Genomic DNA, 23,105 nt, shown 5'->3' with positions numbered 1-23,105 from the left:
AACTAGGATTAATAGCTCATATAAGAGTTTTTGAATCGACGACTCTGTGATTTGGATCAAAGACAGTTCCGTGAAATCACAATACACATGCGTATGTGTCTTGGAATTCCGGGTGCAAATCAGCGACGTCTACAATTCCGGCATGCAAGACTCAGCTGAGCCCACTTCGCCTGTTCCTGGCGCGCGCCGGGCGCGACAGCCTGCAGGTCAGACGCCTGGTTCCGCGCCGCCAGGCCGCACCCAACTGACGCCGCAGGACTGGATCGATGCGGCCACTGCGGTGCTGGTGGACAAGAGCATCGATTCCGTGCTGGTGGATGCGCTGTCAAAGTCCCTGGGCGTGACGCGCGGGAGCTTTTATTGGCATTTCACGGACCGGGCGGATCTGCTGGCGCGCGTTCTGCAGAGCTGGCGCGACGCGGCGACGGAGCAGGTCATCTCGCGCTTCGAGCGCGAGGGTGCCACCGCGCGCGAGCTGGTCGGCGAGTTGCTGAATCTTCCGTTCCGGGGGCGTGCCGCCTCGCGTGCCTCGTCGATCGAGATGGCGATACGTTCGTGGAGCCGACGCGACGAGATGGCCCGGCGTGCAGTCGATGAAGTGGACGCCCAGCGCCTCGCTTACATCGCCCAGTGCTTCTCGAGTCTGGGCTACGACATCGCGGAGGCACGCACCCGCGCCTTCGTGCTGTATGGCTTCGAATTTGGCGAATCGCTGCTGATCCGACACGGCACCGACCAGCAGCGCGAGGATCGGCGCGCGTTCATCGAGCGACTGCTGCTGAGCCCGGCGTCCAGCGGGACGTCCTGAGGCTGCTGGTGCGGCCGTTGCGCCGGGGGTGCCCCGGCGGCGGGTTCAGTACCGCGTCTGCGCTTGGCCGACGGGTCGGGGGGCCGGGTCGTATGGCGGGAGGTCTGCGCCTCCCGCGCTGAGGAGCGCTCAGCCCGCCTTGACCTTCAACCGCCAGGCGTGCAGCAGCGGCTCGGTATAGCCACTCGGCTGCTCCTTGCCCTTGAACACCAGGTCCAGCGCAGCCTTGTACGCCGCCGACGTGCCGAAGTTGCCCGCCATCTTCTGGTACAGCGGATCGTCCGCGTTCTGCCCGTCCACCACGGCGGCCATGCGCTCGAAGGTGGACTTGACCAAGGCTTCGGTCACCACCCCATGGTGCAGCCAGTTGGCGATGTGCTGGCTGCTGATGCGCAGCGTGGCGCGGTCTTCCATCAGGCCCACGTTGTGGATGTCGGGCACCTTGGAACAGCCCACGCCCTGGTCGACCCAGCGCACCACGTAGCCCAGGATGCCCTGGGCGTTGTTGTCCAGCTCCTGCTGCTTCTCGGCGTCCGACCAGTTCGGCGTGGCCGTGACGGGAATCGTCAGCAGCTTGTTCAGGATGTCGGCGCGCTCGGCGGCCACGTCGGTCTGCTCCAGGCCCTTCTGGATCTCGGCCACGTTGACCTGGTGGTAGTGCAGCGCGTGCAGCACGGCGGCCGTGGGGCTGGGCACCCAGGCGGTGTTGGCGCCGGCCTTGGGCTGGGCGATCTTCTGCTCCAGCATGGCGGCCATCAGGTCGGGCATGGCCCACATGCCCTTGCCGATCTGCGCCTTGCCGCGCAGGCCGCAGGCCAGGCCGACCAGCACGTTGTTCTTCTCGTAGGCCTGGATCCAGGCCGTGGTCTTCATGTCGCCCTTGCGCAGCATGGGGCCGGCCTGCATGGCGGTGTGCATCTCGTCGCCGGTGCGGTCGAGGAAGCCGGTGTTGATGAACGCCACGCGGCTGGCGGCGGCGGCGATGCAGGCCTGCAGGTTGACGCTGGTGCGGCGCTCCTCGTCCATGATGCCCAGCTTGACGGTGCTGTCGGCCAGGCCCAGCAGCTGCTCGACGCGGCCGAACAGTTCGCTCGCGAACGCCACTTCGGCCGGGCCGTGCATCTTGGGCTTGACGATGTAGACCGAGCCGGTCCGCGAGTTGCGCACGGTCTGGCCGGCGCGGGGCTTCAGGTCATGCAGCGCGATGGTGGTCGTGATGACCGCGTCCATGATGCCTTCGGGGATCTCTTTCGTGCTGCCGTCGGCGGCCGTGTAGAGGATGGCCGGGTTGGTCATCAGGTGGCCGACATTGCGCAGGAACATCAGTGAGCGGCCGTGCAGCGTGACAGGCTTGCCGTCGGCACCGGTGTACCGGCGGTCGGCGTTCAGCCCGCGCGTGAAGGTCTTGCCGCCCTTGGCGACTTCTTCGGTCAGCGTGCCCTGCAGGATGCCGAGCCAGTTGCTGTAGGCCAGTTCCTTGTCTTCGGCGTCGACCACGGCGACCGAGTCCTCCAGGTCGAGGATGGTGGACAGAGCCGCTTCCATCACCACGTCGCTCACGCCGGCCGGGTCGGTCTTGCCAATCGCCGTGCTGCGGTCGATCTGGATGTCGATGTGGTTGCCGTTGTGCTTGAGCAGCACCGAGGTCGGCGCGGCTGCATCGCCCTGATAGCCGATGAACTGCGACGCGTCGGCCAGGCCGGTGGCGCCCTGGGCCGTCTGCACCACGAGCTTGCCGCCGTCCACGCGGTAGCCGGTGGCGTCCGTGTGCGAACCGCTGGCCAGCGGGGCGGCCTGGTTCAACACATTGCGGGCGTAGGCGATGACCTTGGCACCGCGCACCGGGTTGTAGCCCTTGCCCTTTTCGGCGCCGTCGGTCTCGGCAATGGCGTCGGTGCCGTAGAGCGCGTCGTACAGCGAGCCCCAGCGCGCGTTGGCGGCGTTCAGCGCGTAGCGCGCGTTCAGGATCGGCACGACCAGCTGCGGGCCGGCTTGCGTGGCCAACTCGGCATCGACATTGGTCGTCGTCGCCTTGGTGCCGGCGGGCACAGGCACCAGGTAGCCGATTTTTTCCAAGAACGCCTGGTAGGCGGGCATGTCGGCAGCACTGGTGGAATCACCTGCGGCGATGGGGCCGGGGTGGGCCTTGTGCCAGGTGTCGATCTCGGTCTGCAGGCGGTCGCGCTCGGCCAGCAAGGCGATGTTCTTGGGCGCCAGGTCACCGACGATGGCGTCGAACCCCTTCCAGAACGCGGCGGCCTCGATGCCAGTGCCGGGCAGCACCTTGTCTTCGACGAAGCGAACCAGGTTGGTCGCAACCTGGAGGCGGTGGAGGGAGGTGCGTGCGGTCATGGTGCGGGCCTTTCGGGTGTCGGCGGGGGTAGCAAGAACAAAGCCGCGCGCAGCGCGTGGCGTCAGCATCGACTGTAGAGGAGACTTGGGGTCTGATTGCCCATGCCGACTGCGGGTCATCTGTGACCCAGACAATCGTAATCGCTTGCAAAATCCATCGAAACCGATGAGCGGACGGCGCAATGACCGCGCCGTTTTTCTGTCCAGAACGCACCAGGAACTCTTGCCCATGGCCCGTCCAAACGCCCGACTGAACCCCGCCGCGCTGCGCCGCCTCACGCAGACCTTGCAACAGCACATCGACGCCGGGCGCATTCCCGGCGCCGTGGCCCTGGTCGGCGCGGGAGGCGAGGTGCAGCACTTCGAGGCGCTGGGCCGGCTCGACCCGGCCGGCAGCCGGCCGATGCCGCTGGACGCGGTGTTCCGCATCTATTCGATGACCAAGCCCATCGTCTCGCTGGCCACGTTGATGCTGGCCGAGGCCGGCCGGCTGCAGCTGGTCGACGCGGTGACCAAGTACCTGCCAGCGTTCTATGCAACGCCCGTGGGCGTGGAGCAGGACGGCACTCTGGTGCTGCAGCGCCCGCATCGCCCGGCGACGGTGCACGATCTGCTGCGCCACACGGCGGGCTTCACCTACGAGTTTCTGGGCGACAGCGCGGTGCAGCGCCAGTACCAGGCGGCCGACCTGGCCGAGCGTGGGCGCGACAACGCCAGCTTCTGCGAGGCGCTGGCGCAGCTGCCGCTGGCGGCCCAGCCGGGCACACAGTGGGCCTACAGCCGCGCCACCGACGTGCTGGGCGCCGTGCTGGAGGTGGTCTCAGGCCAGTCGCTCGGCGCGCTGCTGCAGGACTTGCTGCTGGGCCCGCTGGGCATGGCGGACACCGGCTTTCACATCGCGCCGGACCACTTCCCGCGCATCGCCGAGCCCTTTGCCAACTGCCCCGACAGCGGCCAGGCGGTGGTGATGATGGACGCGCGTGTGGTGCCGGCCTTCGAATCCGGCGGCGGCGGCCTGCTGTCCACGGCAGGCGACTACCTGCGCTTCCTGCAATTGCTGCGCGGTGAGGGCATGTTCGAAGGCCAGCGCCTGGTGTCGCGCAAGACCATCGCGTGGATGACGGCGGACCACCTGGGCGCCATCCCGGCCAGCGGCGACCTGCTGCCGCCGGGCCACGGCTTCGGCCTGGGTGTGGCGGTGCGGCTGGCCGAGGGCCTGGGGCCGCAGCCCGGATCGCCCGGCATGTACTACTGGAGCGGCATCGGCGGCACCTCGTTCTTCGTCGACCCGCAGGAGGATGTGTTCGCCATGCTGCTGACGCAGGCGCCGAACCAGCGGATCTACTTCCGCAATCTGTTCCGGCATCTGGTGTATGCGGCGGTGGAGTAGAAAGCGGGCATGACCCATTTCCGACAGCCGCATTTCCTTCAAGCGAGCCCGCGTTGGCGCTGGCTTGTACCCGTCACGGCCAGCTTGCTGACGGCCTGCGCCGGCCTGACCGCCCCCGACCCCGGCGCTGCAGCCCGCCGCGCCGGCGCCATGCCCGGTGCCGTCAGCGTGACGCATGCCGACCCGGCCCAGTTTCGCAACGCGCGCAGCGGCGGGCACGAGAGCGCGGCATCGCGCCGCGCCTGGCTCAACGAGCTGAGCGAACACCTTGCCGATCGCGCCGCCGCCGTGTTGCCGGCCGGGCAGCGGCTGGAGGTGCAAATCACGGATGTGCAACGTGCCGCCGGTGCCGAGTCCGGCAGCGGCGCGCCGGCGGCAGACCTGCGCATCGTGCGCGACGCCTATCCGCCGCGCATCGACCTCACGTTCAAGCGCCTGGCGGCCGGTGGCAAGGTGCTGCAGTCCGGCAGCCGCCAATTGCGCGACCAAAACTTCCTGATGCGGCCCAACCGCTATGGCAACGATGCGCTCGGCTTCGAGAAAAGGCTGGTCGACGACTGGGTCGACCAGGAGTTCGGCGCCGGGCGCTGAGCTGCGCACGGCGCCGCGTGGCAAGGGCCACGCAGCGGGCGGCCTGGCCGCTGGCGCCGCTCAATCCGCGTACACCCCCGCCGCGCGGATCACCGGCCCCCACTTGCCGATCTCCGACGTCAGCCAGGTCTTCAGACCTTCAGGCGACTGCTTGGATTCGGGCACCACGTCGGCGCCCAGCTCGTTCATGCGACTCACGAAGGCCGGGTCTTTCAGCGACGCGCGCAGCGCGACATTGAAGCGCTCGATGGTGGCCGCCGGCGTGCCCTTGGGCGCGTAGATGCCGTGCCAGACCTTGACCTCGAAATCCTTCAACCCCTGCTCGGCCAGCGTCGGTGCAGTGGGCAGTGCGCCCACGCGGGCCAGCGTGGTCACGCCGAACAGCTTGACGGTGCCGGCCTTGATGTGCGGCGTGGTCTGCGTGGTCTGGTCGCACAAGATGTCGACCTGGCCGCCCAGCAGCGCATTCATGGCCGGCGCCGTGCCGGAAAACGGCACGGTCGTCACCTCGACGCCAACGGCCTTCTGGAACAGCATGCCGCACAGGTGCGAGACGGCGCCCAGCCCGGCGTTCGCCAGGTTGGCCTTGCCAGGGTTGGCCTTGAGCCAGGCCAGCAGCTCTGGCAGGGTGCTGGCGGGCAGGTCCTTGCGGCCCAGCAGCGTCATGGGCACGTCGACCACCTGGCTCACGTACTCGAAATCGGTGAGCGGGTTGAAGCTCATCTTGCGGTACAGCGCCGGCGCGGTGGACATGCCGTTGTGGTGCAGCAGCAGCGTGTAGCCGTCCGGTGCGGACTTGGCGACGTGGGCCGCTGCCACGGTGCCACCGGCGCCGACCTTGTTCTCGACCACGACCGTCTGGCCCAGCTGGCGCGTCAGCAGCGCACCCACCGTGCGGGCGACGACGTCGGTGGGGCCACCGGCGGCGAAGGGCACGACCAGCGTGATGGGCTTGGTCGGGTAGGCCTGGGCGTGGCTGGCGGCGGCGACCAGCAGCAGGGCCGGGGCCAGCAGCAGCGCACGGGCGCGGCGCGACCAGGAACGGGGGGTGGCGGACAGGGGGGACAGGGGCATGGGGATGGGCTCCAGATCGGGTTTGTAACGAATGGTGCAGTCTGCCTGCGCAGCCCGCGCGCAGAAAGGGCGTTATCCCGAAGCCCCTGCAACTCTATGCGGCGGTCGAACGCAGGCACCGTCGACGCAGGCACCTGAGGAAAGAGCGTGCGCAAGGCAGGCCATGGGAGAGGGCTTGCCCCACCCGTTGCCGCAACGGCGCTTCAAGCCCCCGCGAGTGCGCGGTGCACCAGGGCCATCAGCTCAGAGGGCAGCACAGCCTCCCCCATGGCCCCGGCCGCAGCGCATCGCGCAGCGCGCTGGGCACGCCGGTCGGGATTGGATTCGCCGTGGTAGACCACCACCGGTACGGCCTGGCCGGTCGCACGCATGCGGCGCAGCAGGCTGAGGGCCGCAGAGCCGCTTTCGTCCGGGCGCGTCCAGTCGGTCAGCACCAGGTCGAAGGGCTCGCCCGCCGCAGCGTCATGCGCCAGCCGGGCCAGCGCCTCGTCGGTGGAGCGCACGGCAACGACCTCGATCTGCAGTTTGGCGAGGGCCGCCGCTTCAAGGCGGTTGTTCTCGGGCCGTTCGTCCACCCAGAGCACGCGCCGTTGGTCCGGCACGTCGATCAGCGCGCGCGTGTCCTCGGCCAGCTGCGCGCGCAGGCCCTCGCCCACCGGGGCGCCGCCGCGCGCGGCCTCGGCAGTGCCGACCTGCCGCAGCACACCGTCCACCACGGCCGCCAGCACCGCGTCGGCGGCCGGTTGCGCCGCGCCGGTCGGTGTCGGGCCATCCGCCGGGACTCCACTGCGCCTGGCCATCGGGCGCGTGGCGTCGCCTGCCGGGCCGCCGGCCGCTGCATTCGGTGCGGGCTGCCGTGCCCGCACGGCGGCGACTGCGGCCCGCAGCCCCTTGGCCACGTTGGTCCACGCCTCGTCGCGGTTCGCCCACGAGGTGACGGGCTTCAGGTCGGTCGGCAAACCCTGCAAGGCCATGAACGGGAACACATCGCGGTCCTCCGGCTCGATGTTGACGGCCCGCACGATGATGGGCACCACGTCGCAGGCCCGGTCGGCATGGCGCTGCATGGCGCGCTGCAGCTCGACGCCGAAGATGTAGTCGCTCTCGATGAAATCCTTGCTGACCAGCAGCAGCACGAGGTCGGCACGGTCGAGGTTCTTGTCGATAGCGGCCGCCCAGTCCGCCCCGGCGACGATCTTGCGGTCGTGCCAGACGCGTATCAGGCCGCGCCGCTCCAGGATCTTGAGGTGTCCGGCGAGCTCGTCGCGCAGCGCCTCGTCCTCGTGTGCGTAGCTGTAGAAGACCGCCACGGCGGTCGCTGGGTGATCGGAGTCTGTCACGCGTCGTCCTCCCACTGCAATGGCCTGGCACCAAGGCGCGCCAGGGTGCGCCGTGGCCGCCAGTGTGGCGCACACGGCGCGAGTGCCGCAAGCACGCGCGACATGGGGTCAGCCGCCCGGCCCAGCCCGCCTCAGCCCGCCTCAGCCCGCCTCAGCCCGGCGCAGGCCGCCCCAGCCCTCCTCAGACCGGCGCAGCGCCGGCTACCAGGCCCGCGTCGTGCAGCCGGCCGATGGCGCCGCCATCCAACCCCAGCACCTCGGCCAGCACCTCGTCGGTGTCGGCGCCCAGCAGCGGCGCGGGCCGCGTCGCGGCGCGCTCCATCGCGGGGGCGCGCACGGCGCTGCCGGCCACCAGATGCTCGCCCATGCCGGGCGTGACGCTGCGCTCGAACACCGGGTTCGCAAGGCTCACACGCTGGTCGCGGGCCAGCAGCTCGCCCACGGTCTTGTAGCGGCCCCAGCAGACCTTGTTCGATTCCAGCGTGCGCTCGACCTCGGCCGTGCCACGCGCGGCGAACCAGGGCTCGATGAGTTCAGCGATGGCATCGCGGCCTTCGAAGCGCTGGGCCTCGTCGTCGAAATCCAGGCCCAGGCGCTGCTGCGTGGCGGCCACGGCGTCGGCGATGCCGCAGGCCTTGACGAGCGATCGCCACTGCCCGGCCGAGATCGCGGCCACCATGATGCGCACGCCATCGGCGGTCGCGAAATCGCGGCCAAAGGCGCCGTAGATGTGGTTGCCGAGCGAGGGCCGCTCTTCGTGCAGCAGCTCGGCCTCGGACAGCACGCCCAGGTGCGACAGGGTGGTGAAGGCCATGTCCGACAGGGCGATCTTCAGCTCGGCGCCCGTGCCGGTGCGCTGGCGGTGCTGCACGGCCGCGACGATGGCGAACGCGGCCTGGTAGGCGCAGGCCACGTCCCACGCCGGCATCACATGGTTGACTGGCCGCGCAGGCGAGCCGCCGCCGGTGGAGTACGGGTAGCCGGTCGCGCAGTTGACGGTGTAGTCCACCGCCGTGCTGCCGTCGGCATTGCCCTGGATGGTGCAGCTGATCATGTCGGCCCGCTTCGCCGACAGCACCGCGTGCGCCAGCCAGGGCGTGCCGATGTTGGTCAGCAGCACGCCGGCCTCTTTGCCGGGTGCCGTGGCCAGCGCCTGCACCAGCTCACGGCCCTCGGGCTTGCGCAGGTCGATGGCGACCGAGCGCTTGCCCTTGTTCAGGCCGGCCCAGTAGATGCTGCGCCCGCGGCCCTCCGGGTGCGGCATGCGCGGCAGCCGCGCGTAGTCGATGCCGCCGCCGGGGATGTCCACGCGGATCACGTCGGCGCCGAACTGCGACAGCGTGAGCCCGGCCAGCGGCGCAGCGATGAAGGCCGAGCTTTCGATGACGCGCAGGCGGTTCAGGAAGGGGTAGGTCATGAGGGTCCGTGCGAGGGTGTGTGGGCAATCCGGGGCTGAGCCTGCGCGTCGTCGCGGCCCAGCTGGAACACGGCGACAGTCTGCACGAGCGCCTGGGCCTGCTGCCGCAGGCTGCTGGCAGCGGCGGCCATCTGTTCGACCAGCGCGGCGTTCTGCTGTGTGGTCTGGTCCATCTGCACCACGGCCTCGCCGACCTGGCCGACCCCGGCGCTCTGCTCGCTGCTGGCGGCGCTGATCTCGCCCATGATGCGGGAGACACGCTGGATCGCGGCCACCACCTCCTGCATGGTGCGGCCGGCCTGGTCGACCAGCGCCGTGCCGGCCTCTGCGCGTTCCACACTGCTCGTGATCAGCGTCTTGATCTCGCGCGCGGCCTGCGCCGAGCGCGTGGCCAGGTTGCGCACCTCGCCGGCCACCACGGCAAAGCCGCGGCCCTGCTCGCCCGCACGGGCAGCCTCGACCGCGGCGTTCAGGGCCAGGATGTTGGTCTGGAACGCGATGCCGTCGATCACGCCGATGATGTCGGCGATCTTGCGCGAGCCGGCGTCGATGTCCTTCATGGTGGCGATCACGCGTTGCACCGTGGCGCCACCCTCCTGCGCCACGCTGGAGGCGCTGCGCGCCAGTTCGCTGGCCTCGCGTGCGTTCTGCGCGTTCTGCGTCACGGCCGAGCCCAGCTCCTCCATCGACGCCGCGGTCTGCTGCAGCGCGCTGGCCTGGCCTTCGGTTCGACTGGACAGGTCCTGGTTGCCCTCGGAGATCTCGGCACTGGCCGTGGCCACCTGGTGCGCACCCTGGCGCACGCTGGCCACCACGCCGGCCAGGCTCTGCTGCATGCGCTGCAACTGCGCCATGAGGCTGTGGGTGTCACCGGGCTTGAGCTGCAAGCCTTGACTCAAGTCGCCCTGCGCAACCTGGGAGGCCAACGCTGCGGCCTGTGCCGGCTCGCCACCCAGCGGGCGCAGCACCAGGCGCTCCAGCGCCAGTGCCAGTCCCAGCGAGACCAGCACGATGGAGGTGACCGCCAGCGCAAGCGCCGTGTACTGCAGGGTGCGCACTTCGGCCAGGATCTGGTCCTCAGGCACGGTCGCCGCGAACGACCACGGCGTGCGCGTCGCGCCCACGCGCACGGGCACGTACAGGCGCGTGACGTCGGTGCCCAACCGCTCGTGGAAGAAGCCGGTCTCCAACGGCTTGCCTTCGCGGATCGCTGCGCGCGCCTCGTCCTGGCCGGCTCCCATGTCCTTGCCCGCGTTGACCGGGTCGCGGTCGCCCACGTACAGGCCGCCGTTGGACAGCAGGCTGGCGTAGCCGGTGCCGTAGACGCTGATGGCGCCCACGGTGTCCTGCAGGCTGGACAGCGCGATGTCCACACCGGCCACGCCGAGGACGCGACCGCCCACCACGATGGGCGCGACCATGCTGGTGATCAGCGTGTCCTTGCCGGCCACCGGGTACTTGTAAGGCTCGATCAGGGTTTCGTCGCCGCTGTTGCGGGACAGCAGGTAGTAGTCACCCGCGCCCGGCTTGTCGTAGTCCACCAGGGGCTCCACGGCCAGCGCGCCGCTGCCGCGGTTCCAGTACGGGATGTAGCGGCCCGTGCCGTCGTGCCCGGGCTTGCCGACGAACTCGGCATCGCGCCCGTCGAAGGCATTGGGCTCCCAGGCCGTCCACACGCCCAGAAAGCGCGGGCTGCCGGCCAGCACGCCTTTGACCATGGCATCCGCTGCGGCTCGATCAGGGCTGCCGGCGGCCTGCATGCCGCCCAGCGCATGCGCGAGCGTGCGGGCGGCCAGCAGCGCGCCCTCCAGCTCGGCGGCCACCTGGCCCGCGTTGCGCGCCGCCAGCTCCTCGGCGTAGAGCAAGGCCGTCTTGTGCTGCATCGCACTGGCCTGTCGCGCCAGCACAGCCAATGTGAGCGCAAAGCCCAGCAACACGATGCACACGACCAGCCACAACAGCTTGGCCCGCAGACTCAACCTCGGCTTCGACATGGACATATGGATGTTGTGATGTGGGAGACGGGCTGCCCGGAGGCAGGCGGACACGCCGTTTTTACAACACCCGTGCGTCGAAACGCATCCCACATGACAGCGCCGAGTGGACATTCAGCCCAGCCGCACCAGACTGCGGCCCACCGAAGGTGAAGGGGCTGTTCACCCCTTCACAAGCCCCCCTACTCGGGCATCTTGATCGAGCAGTTCGCGTCAGCGAACGGGCCGCCGACCTTCTGCCACTGCGCACCCGGCGATTCAGGCTCGCACATGGTCTTGCCGGTGCTGGCGTTCTTCCACTGGAAGTAGATGCTCGGCTGGGCGCCGGCGGTGCCGGCCAGGCCCAGTGCGAGAAGGCAGATGCAGGTGATGCGTTTCATGGTGAATCCTTGGTTGCTTGGGCTCAACGATAGATGAGTGAATTTCCCACCTCGACCAGCAGGGCTTTGGTCTGCCCCACGATGGCGGTGCGGTAGGCCTCGTAGCGCGCGTCCGACATGGCGTTGTCGTTGCGCGTACCGCCCGCGGTGTTGGGCGTGCCGCCGAAGTAGTTGTTCATGACCGGCACGTGGATGTGGCCGGCCGGGATGTCCAGGCGGAAGACGTCGCGCAGCACGGTGTTGCGGTACGCGCTTTCGTTGGACAGGTAGTTGCCGCCGCCGCCCGAGCTGGAACACCAGACCGGATTGGGCTCGGACACGAGCGACAGGTCGGGCAGCGAATTCATGACGTTGTTGGACGGCACGCTCACCGTGGTGGGCGCGTTGCAGTCCGGGAAGTAGCCGTAGTTGGTATGCCACGTCACGTTGAATCCCTCGGTGCCGTCGCTGGTGGCGCCTGGCGGGCGCACGATGCCCTTGCGGGTATCGGCCGTGATCATCCCGGCAATCGGCAGCGAGGCCTTGGAGAACTGCGTCGGGAAGTCCTTGATCCACGCGGCCGCGCTGTCGTAGCCGAGCCAGCGCTTGGGCGGGTTGATGTCGCAGCCCGAACCGGGGATGGAGATCGGCGCGGTGTCCGGCGCTGTGACGGTGCCCAGCGGCAGCACATAGCTGGGAAGGCGGTTGCCGATGGGGCAGTAGATGATGCCGTCGTTGCCGGCGCCCGGGCCGTGGTAGCGGCCGTTGTACTCCTCCAGCCAGAACTGGTTGGCACCGCCCTGGCTGATGGTGATGGAGGCATCCACGCGCCGGTCGCCGGGCCGGAACCAGGGTCCCAGTGTGTCCTCCTGCATGCCCAGGTTGAACGGGTCGTAGCTGACGGGCAGCACGTAGGCCTCCACGCGCAGCGTGCTGCCGTCGGCCAGCTTGATTTCGCGGCCATCCATCTCCAGAGCTGTCGCGCCCGACGGGTTGCCGTTGCGCAGGCCGGTGCTCGGCGTGCCTGGCGTGCCCAGCGTGAAGACGTCGAATCCGCTGATGATCATGCGGCGGTACCTGGAGCCGTCGGCCGCGTTGCCAGCCGGCAGTTCGATGTCGTACTGCCCGCGCGATGAGCGCTCGAACTGCCACTGCAGTTCGGCCGCCTGGGCAGCGGTCAGGCCGAACGAGGGCACCCACTGGCGCAACGTCTTGGTCATGTAGACGCGGGTCCAGTACAGCATGCGGTCATCGCTGGCGGGCATCAGGCTGCCAGCCGGCGAGGCGCGGCGGCCCTGCACGCGGTCGACCGCAGCGCGCCACAAGGCATGCCCCTCTTCCTTGACCGCTTCCAGCGCGGCGTCATAGCTGGCGATGGCCGTCTGCCCGTCGGTGCCGCACAGGCGCGCGGCGAACGCCGGGTCGAAGCCGTCGAAGCCGGTGTCTTTGACGATGCGCTCGGCAAACGGCGTCTGGTCGGCCGTAGCGGCATTGGCACCGGTGAACGGCAGCGGCGTGGTCAGCCGGCGTTCCTCGAAGGCCAGCAGCACGTCGCGGTTCCACGAGCAGGCGGCAGTGGGCGCCTCCGGTTCGGGGTCGGAATCGCCACTGCCGCCGCAGGCGACGAGCAAGGCCGCTGCGGCCACGGAGGTCAGGGCGTATCTGGAAACGCGCAGTGTCTGGTACATGGATCGGACTCCTTGAGGGCGGATGGCGGCTGCCGAGCAAAGACGGGCAGACGCATCGGGTGAACGGATATGGCAGCGAGCAGCCAACGTGGGGCACGGTAGGTGGGTCGTTCGATAGGCGATTCCTCCGTGCTTGCAGCCGCTGCCGTTGCCGCGCGTCAGCCCATGACGCGTTCGGGCAACCACGTCACGATGCCGGGGAACCAGTAGATGAGCAGCACCGCCAGCATCAGCAACAGGAACATCGGAAACGCCGCGCGCGCAATCCACAGCAGGCTCTTGCCGGTCATGCCCTGCAGCACGAACAGGTTGAACCCCACAGGCGGCGTGATCTGCGCCATCTCGACCACCAGCACCACGAAGATGCCGAACCACAGCGGGTCGATGTTGGCCGTCTGCACGATGGGCAGCACGACGCCCATGGTCAGCACGATCAGCGAGATGCCATCGAGAAAGCAGCCCAGCACGATGTAGAAGACCATCAGCGACATCAGCAACATGAGGGGCGACAAGCCCAGGCTGCCGATCCATTCGGCCAGCTGGCGCGGCAGCCCCAGGTAACCCATGGACAAGGTCAGGAACGCGGCGCCGGCCAGGATCAACGCGATCATGCAGAACAGCCGCGTCGCCCCCAGCAGCGAGGCGATGAAGCTCTCGCGCGAGAGCGACCCTTGCACTGCAGACAGTGCCAGCGCGCCCACCACCCCCACGCCGGCGGCCTCGGTCGCGGTGGCCAAGCCGCTGTAGATCGAGCCGAGCACACCCAGGATCAGCACCACGACGGGGATCAGGCTGCGCGAGGCCGCCAGCTTCTGGCGCAGCGACTGGCCGGCGTCGGCCTGCGGCACACGGTCGCGGTGGAGCAGCGACCACACGCCGATGTAGCCCATCATCAAGGCCGCCACCAGCAGGCCGGGCAGCGCCCCGGCAACGAACAGCCGCGTGATCGAGACATCGGCCGCGACGCCATAGACGATCATGATCAGCGACGGCGGAATCAGCAGGCCCAGCGTGCCGGCACCGGCCAGCGAGCCGATCACGATGGAATCCGGGTAGCCCCGGCTGCGCAGGGCGGGCAGCGTCATCTTGCCGACCGTGGCGCAGGTGGCCGCGCTCGAACCGGAGACCGCAGCGAAGATCGTGCAGCCCAGCACGTTGACGTGCAGCAACCGGCCCGGCAAGCGGTTCATCCAGGGCGCCAACCCCGTGAACATGTCCTGCGACAGGCGCGTGCGGAACAGGATCTCCCCCATCCACACGAACAGCGGCAACGCCGTCAAGGTCCAGGAAGAAGACGATCCCCAGATCGTCACGGCCATCGCATCGCCGGCCGGGCGTCCGCTGAAGACCGCCATGCTGACCCACGCGACCCCGGCCAGCGTCAAACCCACCCAGACCCCACTGCCCAGGATGGCGAACAGCGAGACGACCAGGGCGGTCGCAACCAATGCGTTGTCCATCCCGTCCTTATTCGATGAGGGCCGGCGCCTCGGCCGTCGCAGCGCGCTCGACACCGCGCAGGCGCAGCACGAATTCGTCGACGAACGCGATGCAGAAGATCGACGTGCCGATGGCCATCGCCAGTTGCGGGATCCACAGCGGCGTGGCGTCGTTGCCGGTGGACACATCGTGGTACGCGATCGAATTCATCACCAGCCGGATGCTGAACCACGCCAGCGCGCCACTCAGTGCGCTGGCGCAGGCCAGGCTCCAGATCTCCAGCGCGCGCCGCGTGCGCGGGCCGACCAGGCCCAGCACCAGGGTGACCCGGATGTGCTCACCGCGCTTGAGGGTGTAGGCCAGTGCCAGGAACCCGGCTGCCGCCATGGCGTAGCCGGCGTACGCGTCCAACCCGCGCAGGCCCACCGGCACGAAGCGGTCGACGATGTTGGCCAGCACTGTCAGCAAGGTCAGCACCATGCAGACGGCGGCCGCATAGCCGGCCCCATCGAACAGCAGGTCGAGCGCCCGGCGCATGGTCAGGGCTTCTTGAAGCTCTCGACGATGGACTGGCCGTCCGGGCCGGCCTTCTCCAGCCACTCTTTGAGCATGGTGTCGCCGACTTTCTGCATGCCGGCCTTGAGTTCAGCGGAAGGCTCGAGCACGTTCATGCCGTTCTTGCGAAGGCCGTCGAGGTACTCCTTGTCCTTTTGCTCGGACAGCTTCCAGCCGCGCTGCTCGGCATCGGCCGCTACCTTCAGCACCGCATCCTGCGTGGCCTTGTCCAGCGCGTCGAAGGCGCGCTTGTTGACGATGACCGCGTTCTTGGGCAGCCAGGCGTTGGTCGTGTAGTAGTACTTGACCTGCTCGTAGACCTTGGCGCCGTAGCCGGTCGAGCTGGAGGTCATGAAGGCTTCGACCACGCCGGTGGCCAGGGCCTGCGACAGCTCGGCCTGCTGCACCGTGACGGGCTGGGCGCCGACCAGCTCCGCGATGCGCGCCGTGGCGGGGCTGTAGGCACGCCACTTCATGCCCTTGAGGTCTGCCGTGCTGGCCAGCGGGCGCTTGACGTAGATGCCTTGCGGCTGCCAGGGCACGGTGTAGAGCAGCACCATGCCTTGCTCGGCCAGCTTCTTCTGCAGCACCGGCTTCTGGGCCTTGTACAGCTTGTCGGCTTCGGCATAGCTGGCGGCCAGGAACGGCATGCCGTCGATGCCGAAGGGCTGCCATTCGTTCTGGAAATTGCCCAGCAGCACCTCACCGGCCTGGGCCTGGCCGCCCTGCACGGCGCGCTTGATCTCGGGTGCCTTGAACAGCGCCGCGTTCGGGTGCAGCGTGATCTTCAACTTGCCCGCCGTGGCCTTGTCCACATCGGCAACGAACTGCGCCAGATTCTCTGTGTGGAACGTGGTCGCAGGGTAGGCCGAGGGCAGATCCCATTTGGCCTGGGCGACGGCGGCGCAGGCTGCGGTGGCCAGGGTGAACGCGAGAAGCGGCTTGGTCAGCATGGTGCGGCTTTCAGAGTTACTGATGGGAACAAAACATGACAATGCAAACTACATGCCACTGTAGGTTGTTCAACAATCATGGGTTATTGGTAGAAACTCGCACGTTTGCGCTCAAATGCGTGGCAAAAATGGTGCGTAAATGCGCCCAAATGGCGCGTGCCGACCTCCGGCCAGCGCGCAGGAAGCGCACCGTGGCCGGGGGCCTGTTCCCAGCCGTAGGGGTCGCGCGCGCGGCTGCGCTGCCGGCGCGGCGGTGCCGTGATTCCGTGGGGCCCCGCTCAGGGCGCGACGCAGCTGAAGTTCGCTGCGTCGTTGATGTCGCCGCTGCCGTTGTAGCGGGCCCAGTTGGGGTAGACGCACAGCGGGCGGCTGCGTGCCGTGGCACCGAAATAGCCGGGCGCGCTCGCCGTGGCGAGGATGCGCTCGGGCGCCTGGCCGCGTTCGACCCAGTCCACCAGCGGGCCCAGCATGTCAAAGCGGTCCGTGCCCGGCCCGCCTGAGCAGTGGTTCATGCCCGGCACGATGAAGTAGCGCACCGATTCCGCACCGCGCCCGCCGGCCCGCTGGTCGATGGCGCGCACCCAGCGCGCCGTGTCGTTGTGGTTGTGCGAGGAGTCGGCGCTACCGTGGTAGAGCAGCATCTTGCTGCCGCGCGCGCGAAACGCGTCCAGATCGGGCGAATCCGCGAGCCCATAGCTCTTGGCCGACTCGGTGTACAGCGGCGTGGTCGCGGTGATCAGCGCCTCGGTGTCGTCGATGTTGAAGTTCAGTTCGTAGTCGATGTATTGCGCAGTCGTCAGCGGCGCAGGCGGTGTGCGCCAGACCATCGCGTGCTGCGGCGTGCTGAGCGTGACCTTGATGGCGTTGTTCGTGGCCGAAGCGTAGCTGCCCAACCACCAGGAGCGAAAGCCGCCATTGAAGCTGCTGCCGTTCATGCCGCCGATGCCCGGGTCCCACGAGTTGCCCGCGTAGAGCTGCACACCGGCCGAGGTCTTCGGCCCGGCCATGGCTTTCTGCATCGCCGTGATCTGCGAGCGCGTCACGCAGGCATCCGTCTTCGCGCCGGTGCAGGCGATCTTGTCCAGTTCGGGCATGACCACGGCCTCGGTGCAGGCCGCCAGGTTGCTGGCCATGCCGTCGACCACGCCGTCACGCGCATCGCACGCCGAGAGCACGGCGTTGGCGATCAGCTGCAGGTCGCCATTGGTGTAGGTCTTGTTGATGAGCGGTACGCCGTCGGCACCGATCTGGCCCTGCTCGAGTGCCAGCGGCACGAAGGTCTGCAGCAGGTACGGCGCGTACGAGGCGTGGTAGGGCAGGCTGATGGCGGGGGCCCCGGCCACGATGCCGTCGTAGTGCTGCGGGAAGCGCTGCGACATCAGCGCGGCCTCGCGCCCGCCCTCGGAGCAGCCGACGAAATACGACTTGTCGGGTGCCTTGCCGTAGTACTTGGCCACGACCGCCTTGCCGGCTTGCGTGGTCAGGTCGTAGGCGCGGTAGCCGAAATCGATGCGCGCCTGGGGGTCGCGGCCATAGGCCGACGCCCCGGCCCAGGCCGGGTCGGAATTGACCGCGTTGTCGTGGCCCGAATCGGTAGCCACCACGGCAAAGCCCTGCATCAGCGCGGTGATCGTCTGCTGCCCGCCCACCGGGCCGGTGGCGTCGCCCAGCGTGCCGTTGGAGCCACCCCCACCCTGCATCAGGAATCGGCCATTCCACGAGGTGGGCATGCGCAGGCGGAACTTCACCGCGTAGGGCTTGCCGTCGACCGCGCTGGTGCGCTCGTTCATGGCGCCCACGATGTGGCAGTGGCGCGGCATGTTGGCTGCTGTGTCCAGCATCTCGGACGTGAGCACACGCACCGTGGTACCGGCGGGCAGGCCGAGCGCCGCGGGCTCGGCGGCCACGCGGGCAGCGGCCTCGCTGCACCCCAGGGGACCAGCGGCGATGGGCGTGGCGGCATCATCGCCACCGCCACAGGCGGCCAGCACCGTTAGCGCGCACACGCTGGCCATGGCGTGGGCGGTTCGGGATCGGATGGGCATCTTGGTCTCCTTCATCGTGGTGGTGGAACTGGGGTGGGCAGCCGCTGCGCCTGCCGCTACTGCATCGACAGATTGAGCTCGCGCGTCATGCTCTGGTAGGCAGGCCAGGTCTGGGCGATGAACGCCTTGAGCGCGGCGCCGGTCGGCGGGGGATCGGTCACGCCCAGCTGGGCCAGCACCATCTTGACCTTGTCCGACTCGGTGGCAGAAGACCGCACCAGGGCTGCCAGACGCTCGATCACCTCCGGCGGCGTGCCGGCCGGGGCCAGCAGCATGTTGCACTCCTTCAGGCTCTGGAACGCCGGTCCGACGAAGCCCTCGTCGGCCCAGTTGCTCAGGCCCGGCAGCAACGGATTCCTGCCGTCGCCCGAGATCAGCAGCAAGGGCTTGAAATCGCCGCGCTGGATGCCGGGGCCAAGCCCTGCCATCGAACCGGCGCCCATGTCGATGTTGCCCGCCATGAGGTCGAACACCATCGGGCCGGTGCCCTTGTAGTGCACCATGGTGAACTGCGCGCCAGTCTCCTTGGCCAGCTGCGTCATCATCATCTGCCAGCCCGAGCCGATGCCGTAGTTGCCAACCGTGACCGGCCGCGTCTTGGCCAGCGCGATCAGGTCCTTCAGGGTCTTCACCGGCAGATCCTTCTTCACCACCATGGGCGCCACGCCGGTGCTGTAGGCACCGATCGGGATCAGGTCCTTGCCGGGGTCGATCGGCGGCTTCTTCAGCAGCACCGGTGCCTGTGCCAGCTGGCTGTGCAGCGTGATGAGCAGCGTGTAGCCGTCCGGGTTCGAGCGCACCACATGGTCGGCCGCGATCATGCCGACGCCGCCGGGCTTGTTCTCGACCACCACGCTGGTCTTGAGCTGCATGGTCAGGTACTCGGCCAGCGCCCGCGCCGTCGCGTCGTTGGACGAGCCCGGGGCCTGGGCCGCGATGATGCGAATGGTCTTGGAAGGCCATTCCTGCGCGAGTGCCGCGCGTGGCAGCCAGGCCGCCGCGAGTGCACCGCCTGCCACTGCCAGAATGCGCCGCCGTCCCAGCTGCCGGCTTGCGCCCTGGGTTCCCGATCCGTTGTCCATGTGTGTCTCCTTGATTGCTGGTCCGTCCCCGGCGTTGCCGCCGTGCGGTCGATCGATGCCGGCCCCGTAACGAGAAAGGCGTGTTGCGTGGCCCGGCCTACATGCCGATGCGGTCTGCCCGGTCCACCAGGTTGCGCACGATGCGCACCGAGGCGATGTCGATCATCTTTCCCTCGTACTGCACCGCGCCGAGGCCCTGGGCCAGGGCGGCGTCGTAGGCCTTGATCATTTCGCGCGCGCGGCTCACGTCGGCCGCCACCGGCGAGAATGTCTCTTGCGCGATCTCCACCTGCGACGGGTGGATCGCCCACTTGCCGACCATGCCGAGCACCATGGCACGGCGGCATTCCTCGCGGAACGCGTCGGGGCTGCGGAAGTCGGCATAGGGGCCGTCCACGGCGTCGATGCGGTTGGCGCGCGCGGCGATGGTCAGCTTGTGCCGCTGGTAGTGCCAGATGTCGCCCGGGTAGCCGCTGGCGCCACCGATGTCCTTGAGCGAGATGCCCTGGCTGGCCGAGTAGTCGCCCATGCCGAAGATCAGGCATTCCAGTCGGGGCGTGGATGCGGCGATCTCCTCCACGCGCATCATGGCGTCGACCTCCTCGATCAACACGTCCAGGCCGATGCGCCGGGTCAGCTTGAGCTTCTTCTCCATCATCGTCAGCAGCTTGTCGACGAACTGCACGTCGGCCGCGCACATGGCCTTGGGCAACATGATCACGTCCAGCTTGTCGCCGGCGCCTTCGACCACCTCGATGATGTCTTCATAGGCGTACTCGGTGGTGAGGTCGTTGATGCGCACGCAGCGCACCGTGCGGCCCCAGTCGAGCTCGTTGAGTGCCCGCACGATGCGCTGGCGCGACGGCCGCTTCTCCGATGGCGCAACGGCATCCTCCAGGTCTAGGAACACGAAGTCCACGCCGAGCGCGGCGGCCTTCTGCATCATCTTTTCGCTGGAGCCGGGCACCGAGAGCTGGCATCGGCGAAGTCGTTGGGGTCGTGTCGGTTGCATGGGGTCGGTCCTGGTCTGTGGTTGCAATGGAGGGGGCCTGCTCAGCCGAGCGCGCCGGCCTCGCGCAGCGCGGCGATGTCGCCGGCCGCAAAGCCGAAGGCGGCCAGCGTCTCGTCGGTGTGCTCGCCCGTGCGTGGCGCGCGGCGCTTGACGCCGCCTGGCGTGGCGCTCATGTGGATGGGGGTGCCGGCCAGCGTCAGAGGGCGCTCGGCGCCGGGCTGTTCGGTGTCCACCAGCATGCTGCGCTGGCGAAAGTGCGGGTCGGCGAAGATGTCGGCCGCGTCCAGCACCGGGCCGTAGGGGATCTCGCCGCCCAGCAGCGCGCTGAGTTCGGCCTTGGTGTGGCGCGCGGTCCATTCGGACACGATGGCGTCGACCTCGCCCCGGTGCGCCACGCGTGCCTCGTTGCTCGCATAGCGCGCATCGCTGGTCAGCTCGGGCCGGCCCATGCGCTGCACCAACGGCACCCAGAAGCGGTCGTTGGGCACGCCCAGGCTCACATGGCCGTCGCGCGCCGGGAACAGGCCGAAGGGGCACAGCAGCGGGTGGCCGTTGCCCTCGGGCCGCGGCGCCTGGCCCGAGGCGCTGTACTGGAACACGGCGCGCTCGCACAGCGCGAGAACGGCGTCCACCATGGCCACGTCCACGAACTGCCCGCGCCCGCTGCGCTGCGCCTGCCAGCAGGCCGCGGCCACGCCGTAGGCCAGGAACATGGCCGGCACGAGATCGCCGACGCCGGGGCCGATCTTGGTCGGCGCACCACCGGGCACGGCGCCGGTGATGCCCATGATGCCGCCCATGGCCTGCGCCACCGGGTCGTAGGCCGGCCAGTGCGCATAGGGGCTGGCACCGCTGCGCGGGTCGCCGAAGCCGCGCAGCGCGGCGTACACGAGGCGCGGGTTCAGCTCGGCCAGCTGCTCGTAGCCCAGGCCCAGCCGGTCCATCACGCCGGTGCGGTAGTTCTCCACCAGCACGTCGGCCTGGCCCACCATGCGGCGCAGCGCTGCCTTGCCCTCTGGCTTCTTCAGGTCGAGCGTCAGCGAGTGCTTGTTGCGGTTGATGGACGCGAAGTACGCGCCGAAGCCGCCCTGCTCGATACCGTGCGCACCCGGCAGGTGCGGCCCATTGCGCCGCGTCTTGTCGCCGCCCGGCGGCTCGATCTTGATGACGTGCGCCCCCTGGTCGGCCAGCATCATGGTGGCGAAGGGGCCGGCCAGCATCTGCGTGAGGTCGAGCACCACCAGCCCGCTCAAGGCGCCGAACGAAGGCGCACCGCCCATCACTTGCCGGCCCAGTGGCTCTTGCGCTTGAGCAGCACGGTGCGCTCGGCCTCCACGCACAGCTTGTCGTCCTGGTTCAGCCCGTAGTGCCGAAAGCGCACCAGCCCGGCGTCTTCGCGCTCTGCGTCGCGCGTCTCCAGCACCTCGCTGTAGGCGTACAGCGTGTCGCCATGGAACACGGGGTTGGACAGGCGGATCTTGTCCAGGCCGATCTCCTGCAGGCACTGCTCGGCCGTGTCCTGCGCGGCCAGGCCCAGCACCATGGACAGATTGATGCCGCCGAACACCACGCGCTGGTTGAAGATGCCGCGGCCGTCGCGGCGCATCGCGTCTTCGTTGAAGTGCCCCTCGGCGGTGTTCATCACGAGGTTGGTGATGAGCACGTTGTCCATTTCGGTCACGGTCTTGCCGCGCGCGTGGCGCATCAGCATGCCGGCCTCGAAGTGTTCGAAGTAGTTGTCGGCGCTCGTCAGGTAGGCGGTCTTCATGCGGCGGCCACCTTGCGCGCGGCCTGCTTCTCGAACGCGCGCTCGGCGATCATGGCCTCGACCTCAGACTTGCCCAGCAGGCTGGTGGCGATGATGCGCTGCTGGATCTCCGACGTGCCTTCGAAGATCTTGGTCAGCCGCGCGTCGCGCCAGTAGCGCTCGATCGGGAACAACTTGGTGTAGCCGGCGCCGCCGAAGATCTGCATCGCCTCGGACGTGACCCGCTCGGCCATCTCGGAGGCGAAGTACTTCACCATCGAGGCCTCCTTGTCGCAGCGGCGCCCGCGGTCGATCTCGTTGCAGACGTAGTAGAGCAACTGGCGCGCGGCCTCGATGTCGGTCGCCATGGTGGCGATCTTGAAGCGGATCGCCTGGTACTCGGCGATGGGCATGCCGAACTGCTTGCGCTCGGTGGCGTAGGCGATGGAATCTTCCAGCGCGCCCTGCGCCAGACCGATGGCGCGCGAGGCCGTGTGGGCACGGGCGCCCTCCAGGCCCTTGGCCATCAGCAGGAAGGCCTTGCCTTCCTCGCCGACGAGGCCTTCGGCCGGCACGCGCACGCCGTCCAGCGCCAGCTCGAACGTCTTCCAGCCGAAGTAGCCGATCTTCGGAATCGGCGCGCCGGTCATGCCCTTGGGAAAGGTGCCGCGCTCCTTCTCGATCAGGAAGCACGAGATGCCCTGCCAGCGCTTGTCGGCGCTCGGCGGCGGCGCGGTGCGCGCGAACACGGTCAGGTAGTCGGCACCATCGGCGAAGGTGCACCAGTACTTGTTGCCGGTCAGCACCCAGTCGTCGCCGTCGCGCACGGCGCGGCACGAGATGGCGGCCAGGTCGGAACCGGTGTCCGGCTCGGACAGGGCGCTGGCGTTCAGGAACTCGCCGCGCACCACGCGCGGCAGGTAGCGGTCGCGCATGGCCGGCGGCATCGACGAGCGGATCCACCCGCCCTGCGCGCGCGCCACGATCGAGGCCACCGACATCCAGCCGCGCGCCAGTTGCTCGCAGATCAGGCAGTACTCGAAGATGCCCAGGCCCATGCCGCCGTACTCTTCGGGAATGGTGATGCCGAAGTAGCCCATCGCGGCCATCTTGTCGCGCAGCGCCATCGGAATTTCGCCGTCCGGGCCGTCCAGCGCGTTGGCCACGGGCAGCACCTCTTTCATCGTGAACTCGCGTGCGGCGTCGCGGATCATGCGGCGCTCCTCGGTCATGTAGCCCATACCGTCTTGTTGCATCT

Annotated in this window: 19 protein-coding genes; 3 read left to right on the top strand and 16 right to left on the bottom strand. The window is 68.7% G+C overall.

Annotated elements, in window-relative coordinates; all coding sequences use genetic code 11:
- Window positions 1–46 precede the first annotated feature (46 nt).
- Window positions 47–808 carry a TetR/AcrR family transcriptional regulator gene (locus tag AC099J_RS01050; protein WP_479613338.1) on the top strand — a complete coding sequence of 254 codons (762 nt, stop codon included), beginning with the start codon at window positions 47–49 and terminating at the stop codon, window positions 806–808.
- Between the two features lie 129 nt (window positions 809–937).
- Here AC099J_RS01050 and AC099J_RS01045 read toward each other — a convergent pair whose 3' ends face one another.
- Window positions 938–3,160, bottom strand: a complete 2,223-nt coding sequence (locus AC099J_RS01045) for a malate synthase G (protein ID WP_479613337.1) — start codon at window positions 3,158–3,160, stop codon at window positions 938–940.
- A gap of 229 nt (window positions 3,161–3,389) precedes the next feature.
- Between AC099J_RS01045 and AC099J_RS01040 the strand changes: the two genes are divergently transcribed.
- Together AC099J_RS01040 and AC099J_RS01035 are read left to right on the top strand one after the other, a co-directional pair.
- A complete protein-coding gene (locus AC099J_RS01040; protein WP_479613336.1) occupies window positions 3,390–4,550 on the top strand; it encodes a serine hydrolase domain-containing protein in 1,161 nt (386 codons plus the stop codon).
- Between the two features lie 9 nt (window positions 4,551–4,559).
- Window positions 4,560–5,141 (top strand): DUF3016 domain-containing protein, encoded by a 582-nt coding sequence (locus tag AC099J_RS01035; RefSeq protein WP_479613335.1) that lies wholly within the window; start codon window positions 4,560–4,562, stop codon window positions 5,139–5,141.
- 60 nt (window positions 5,142–5,201) lie between these two features.
- Here the strand turns inward: AC099J_RS01035 and AC099J_RS01030 are convergent, their stop codons facing one another.
- The 15 genes from AC099J_RS01030 to AC099J_RS00960 form a co-directional block, all read right to left on the bottom strand.
- On the bottom strand, window positions 5,202–6,215 hold the full coding sequence (locus tag AC099J_RS01030; RefSeq protein ID WP_479613334.1) for a tripartite tricarboxylate transporter substrate-binding protein: 1,014 nt from the start codon (window positions 6,213–6,215) through the stop codon (window positions 5,202–5,204).
- A gap of 203 nt (window positions 6,216–6,418) precedes the next feature.
- Window positions 6,419–7,555, bottom strand: coding sequence for a TIR domain-containing protein (locus AC099J_RS01025; protein WP_479613333.1), 1,137 nt, complete (start codon window positions 7,553–7,555; stop codon window positions 6,419–6,421).
- A gap of 181 nt (window positions 7,556–7,736) precedes the next feature.
- Window positions 7,737–8,972, bottom strand: coding sequence for a CoA transferase (locus tag AC099J_RS01020; RefSeq protein ID WP_479613332.1), 1,236 nt, complete (start codon window positions 8,970–8,972; stop codon window positions 7,737–7,739).
- A complete protein-coding gene (locus tag AC099J_RS01015) occupies window positions 8,969–10,966 on the bottom strand; it encodes a methyl-accepting chemotaxis protein (protein WP_479613331.1) in 1,998 nt (665 codons plus the stop codon). Before AC099J_RS01015 ends, AC099J_RS01020 begins: the two co-directional genes overlap by 4 nt.
- Before the next feature lie 182 nt (window positions 10,967–11,148).
- Complete coding sequence (locus tag AC099J_RS01010; RefSeq protein WP_479613330.1) at window positions 11,149–11,346, bottom strand: hypothetical protein; 198 nt, start codon at window positions 11,344–11,346, stop codon at window positions 11,149–11,151.
- A 23-nt stretch (window positions 11,347–11,369) separates the two neighbouring features.
- Window positions 11,370–13,013, bottom strand: a complete 1,644-nt coding sequence (locus tag AC099J_RS01005; protein WP_479613329.1) for a hypothetical protein — start codon at window positions 13,011–13,013, stop codon at window positions 11,370–11,372.
- Window positions 13,014–13,171: 158 nt separating this feature from the next.
- Window positions 13,172–14,473, bottom strand: coding sequence for a TRAP transporter large permease (locus AC099J_RS01000; protein ID WP_479613328.1), 1,302 nt, complete (start codon window positions 14,471–14,473; stop codon window positions 13,172–13,174).
- 7 nt (window positions 14,474–14,480) lie between these two features.
- Window positions 14,481–14,990: a TRAP transporter small permease gene (locus AC099J_RS00995; protein WP_479613327.1), complete on the bottom strand. Its 510-nt coding sequence runs from the start codon at window positions 14,988–14,990 to the stop codon at window positions 14,481–14,483.
- Window positions 14,991–14,992: 2 nt separating this feature from the next.
- Complete coding sequence (locus tag AC099J_RS00990; protein ID WP_479613326.1) at window positions 14,993–15,961, bottom strand: TRAP transporter substrate-binding protein; 969 nt, start codon at window positions 15,959–15,961, stop codon at window positions 14,993–14,995.
- A 278-nt stretch (window positions 15,962–16,239) separates the two neighbouring features.
- Window positions 16,240–18,006: a tannase/feruloyl esterase family alpha/beta hydrolase gene (locus tag AC099J_RS00985; RefSeq protein WP_479613325.1), complete on the bottom strand. Its 1,767-nt coding sequence runs from the start codon at window positions 18,004–18,006 to the stop codon at window positions 16,240–16,242.
- Window positions 18,007–18,062: 56 nt separating this feature from the next.
- Window positions 18,063–19,088 carry a tripartite tricarboxylate transporter substrate binding protein gene (locus AC099J_RS00980; RefSeq protein ID WP_479613324.1) on the bottom strand — a complete coding sequence of 342 codons (1,026 nt, stop codon included), beginning with the start codon at window positions 19,086–19,088 and terminating at the stop codon, window positions 18,063–18,065.
- Window positions 19,089–19,185: 97 nt separating this feature from the next.
- Window positions 19,186–20,100 (bottom strand): HpcH/HpaI aldolase/citrate lyase family protein, encoded by a 915-nt coding sequence (locus tag AC099J_RS00975; RefSeq protein WP_479613323.1) that lies wholly within the window; start codon window positions 20,098–20,100, stop codon window positions 19,186–19,188.
- 41 nt (window positions 20,101–20,141) lie between these two features.
- Complete coding sequence (locus tag AC099J_RS00970) at window positions 20,142–21,380, bottom strand: CaiB/BaiF CoA transferase family protein (protein WP_479613322.1); 1,239 nt, start codon at window positions 21,378–21,380, stop codon at window positions 20,142–20,144.
- Complete coding sequence (locus tag AC099J_RS00965; protein WP_479613321.1) at window positions 21,380–21,868, bottom strand: MaoC family dehydratase; 489 nt, start codon at window positions 21,866–21,868, stop codon at window positions 21,380–21,382. The genes AC099J_RS00970 and AC099J_RS00965 overlap by 1 nt, the downstream gene beginning before the upstream one ends.
- Entirely contained in the window at window positions 21,865–23,088 is a 1,224-nt protein-coding gene (locus AC099J_RS00960; RefSeq protein WP_479613814.1) for an acyl-CoA dehydrogenase family protein, read from the bottom strand. Before AC099J_RS00960 ends, AC099J_RS00965 begins: the two co-directional genes overlap by 4 nt.
- Window positions 23,089–23,105 lie beyond the last annotated feature (17 nt).

Source organism: Rhodoferax sp. RT4P68 (assembly GCF_056521305.1).
Note: the sequence above shows the minus strand (reverse complement) of the source record. Positions and strands in the feature narration are given on the sequence as shown.

What these genes read in the sequence shown, in the direction of transcription:
- AC099J_RS01045 (WP_479613337.1), bottom strand. Translation starts at nt 3,160, where the DNA reads ATGACCGCACGCACCTCCCTCCACCGCCTCCAGGTTGCGACCAACCTG.
- AC099J_RS01040 (WP_479613336.1), top strand. Translation starts at nt 3,390, where the DNA reads ATGGCCCGTCCAAACGCCCGACTGAACCCCGCCGCGCTGCGCCGCCTC.
- AC099J_RS01035 (WP_479613335.1), top strand. Translation starts at nt 4,560, where the DNA reads ATGACCCATTTCCGACAGCCGCATTTCCTTCAAGCGAGCCCGCGTTGG.
- AC099J_RS01030 (WP_479613334.1), bottom strand. Translation starts at nt 6,215, where the DNA reads ATGCCCCTGTCCCCCCTGTCCGCCACCCCCCGTTCCTGGTCGCGCCGC.
- AC099J_RS01020 (WP_479613332.1), bottom strand. Translation starts at nt 8,972, where the DNA reads ATGACCTACCCCTTCCTGAACCGCCTGCGCGTCATCGAAAGCTCGGCC.
- AC099J_RS01015 (WP_479613331.1), bottom strand. Translation starts at nt 10,966, where the DNA reads ATGTCGAAGCCGAGGTTGAGTCTGCGGGCCAAGCTGTTGTGGCTGGTC.
- AC099J_RS01010 (WP_479613330.1), bottom strand. Translation starts at nt 11,346, where the DNA reads ATGAAACGCATCACCTGCATCTGCCTTCTCGCACTGGGCCTGGCCGGC.
- AC099J_RS01005 (WP_479613329.1), bottom strand. Translation starts at nt 13,013, where the DNA reads ATGTACCAGACACTGCGCGTTTCCAGATACGCCCTGACCTCCGTGGCC.
- AC099J_RS01000 (WP_479613328.1), bottom strand. Translation starts at nt 14,473, where the DNA reads ATGGACAACGCATTGGTTGCGACCGCCCTGGTCGTCTCGCTGTTCGCC.
- AC099J_RS00995 (WP_479613327.1), bottom strand. Translation starts at nt 14,990, where the DNA reads ATGCGCCGGGCGCTCGACCTGCTGTTCGATGGGGCCGGCTATGCGGCC.
- AC099J_RS00990 (WP_479613326.1), bottom strand. Translation starts at nt 15,961, where the DNA reads ATGCTGACCAAGCCGCTTCTCGCGTTCACCCTGGCCACCGCAGCCTGC.
- AC099J_RS00985 (WP_479613325.1), bottom strand. Translation starts at nt 18,006, where the DNA reads ATGCCCATCCGATCCCGAACCGCCCACGCCATGGCCAGCGTGTGCGCG.
- AC099J_RS00980 (WP_479613324.1), bottom strand. Translation starts at nt 19,088, where the DNA reads ATGGACAACGGATCGGGAACCCAGGGCGCAAGCCGGCAGCTGGGACGG.
- AC099J_RS00975 (WP_479613323.1), bottom strand. Translation starts at nt 20,100, where the DNA reads ATGCAACCGACACGACCCCAACGACTTCGCCGATGCCAGCTCTCGGTG.
- AC099J_RS00970 (WP_479613322.1), bottom strand. Translation starts at nt 21,380, where the DNA reads ATGGGCGGTGCGCCTTCGTTCGGCGCCTTGAGCGGGCTGGTGGTGCTC.
- AC099J_RS00965 (WP_479613321.1), bottom strand. Translation starts at nt 21,868, where the DNA reads ATGAAGACCGCCTACCTGACGAGCGCCGACAACTACTTCGAACACTTC.
- AC099J_RS00960 (WP_479613814.1), bottom strand. Translation starts at nt 23,088, where the DNA reads ATGGGCTACATGACCGAGGAGCGCCGCATGATCCGCGACGCCGCACGC.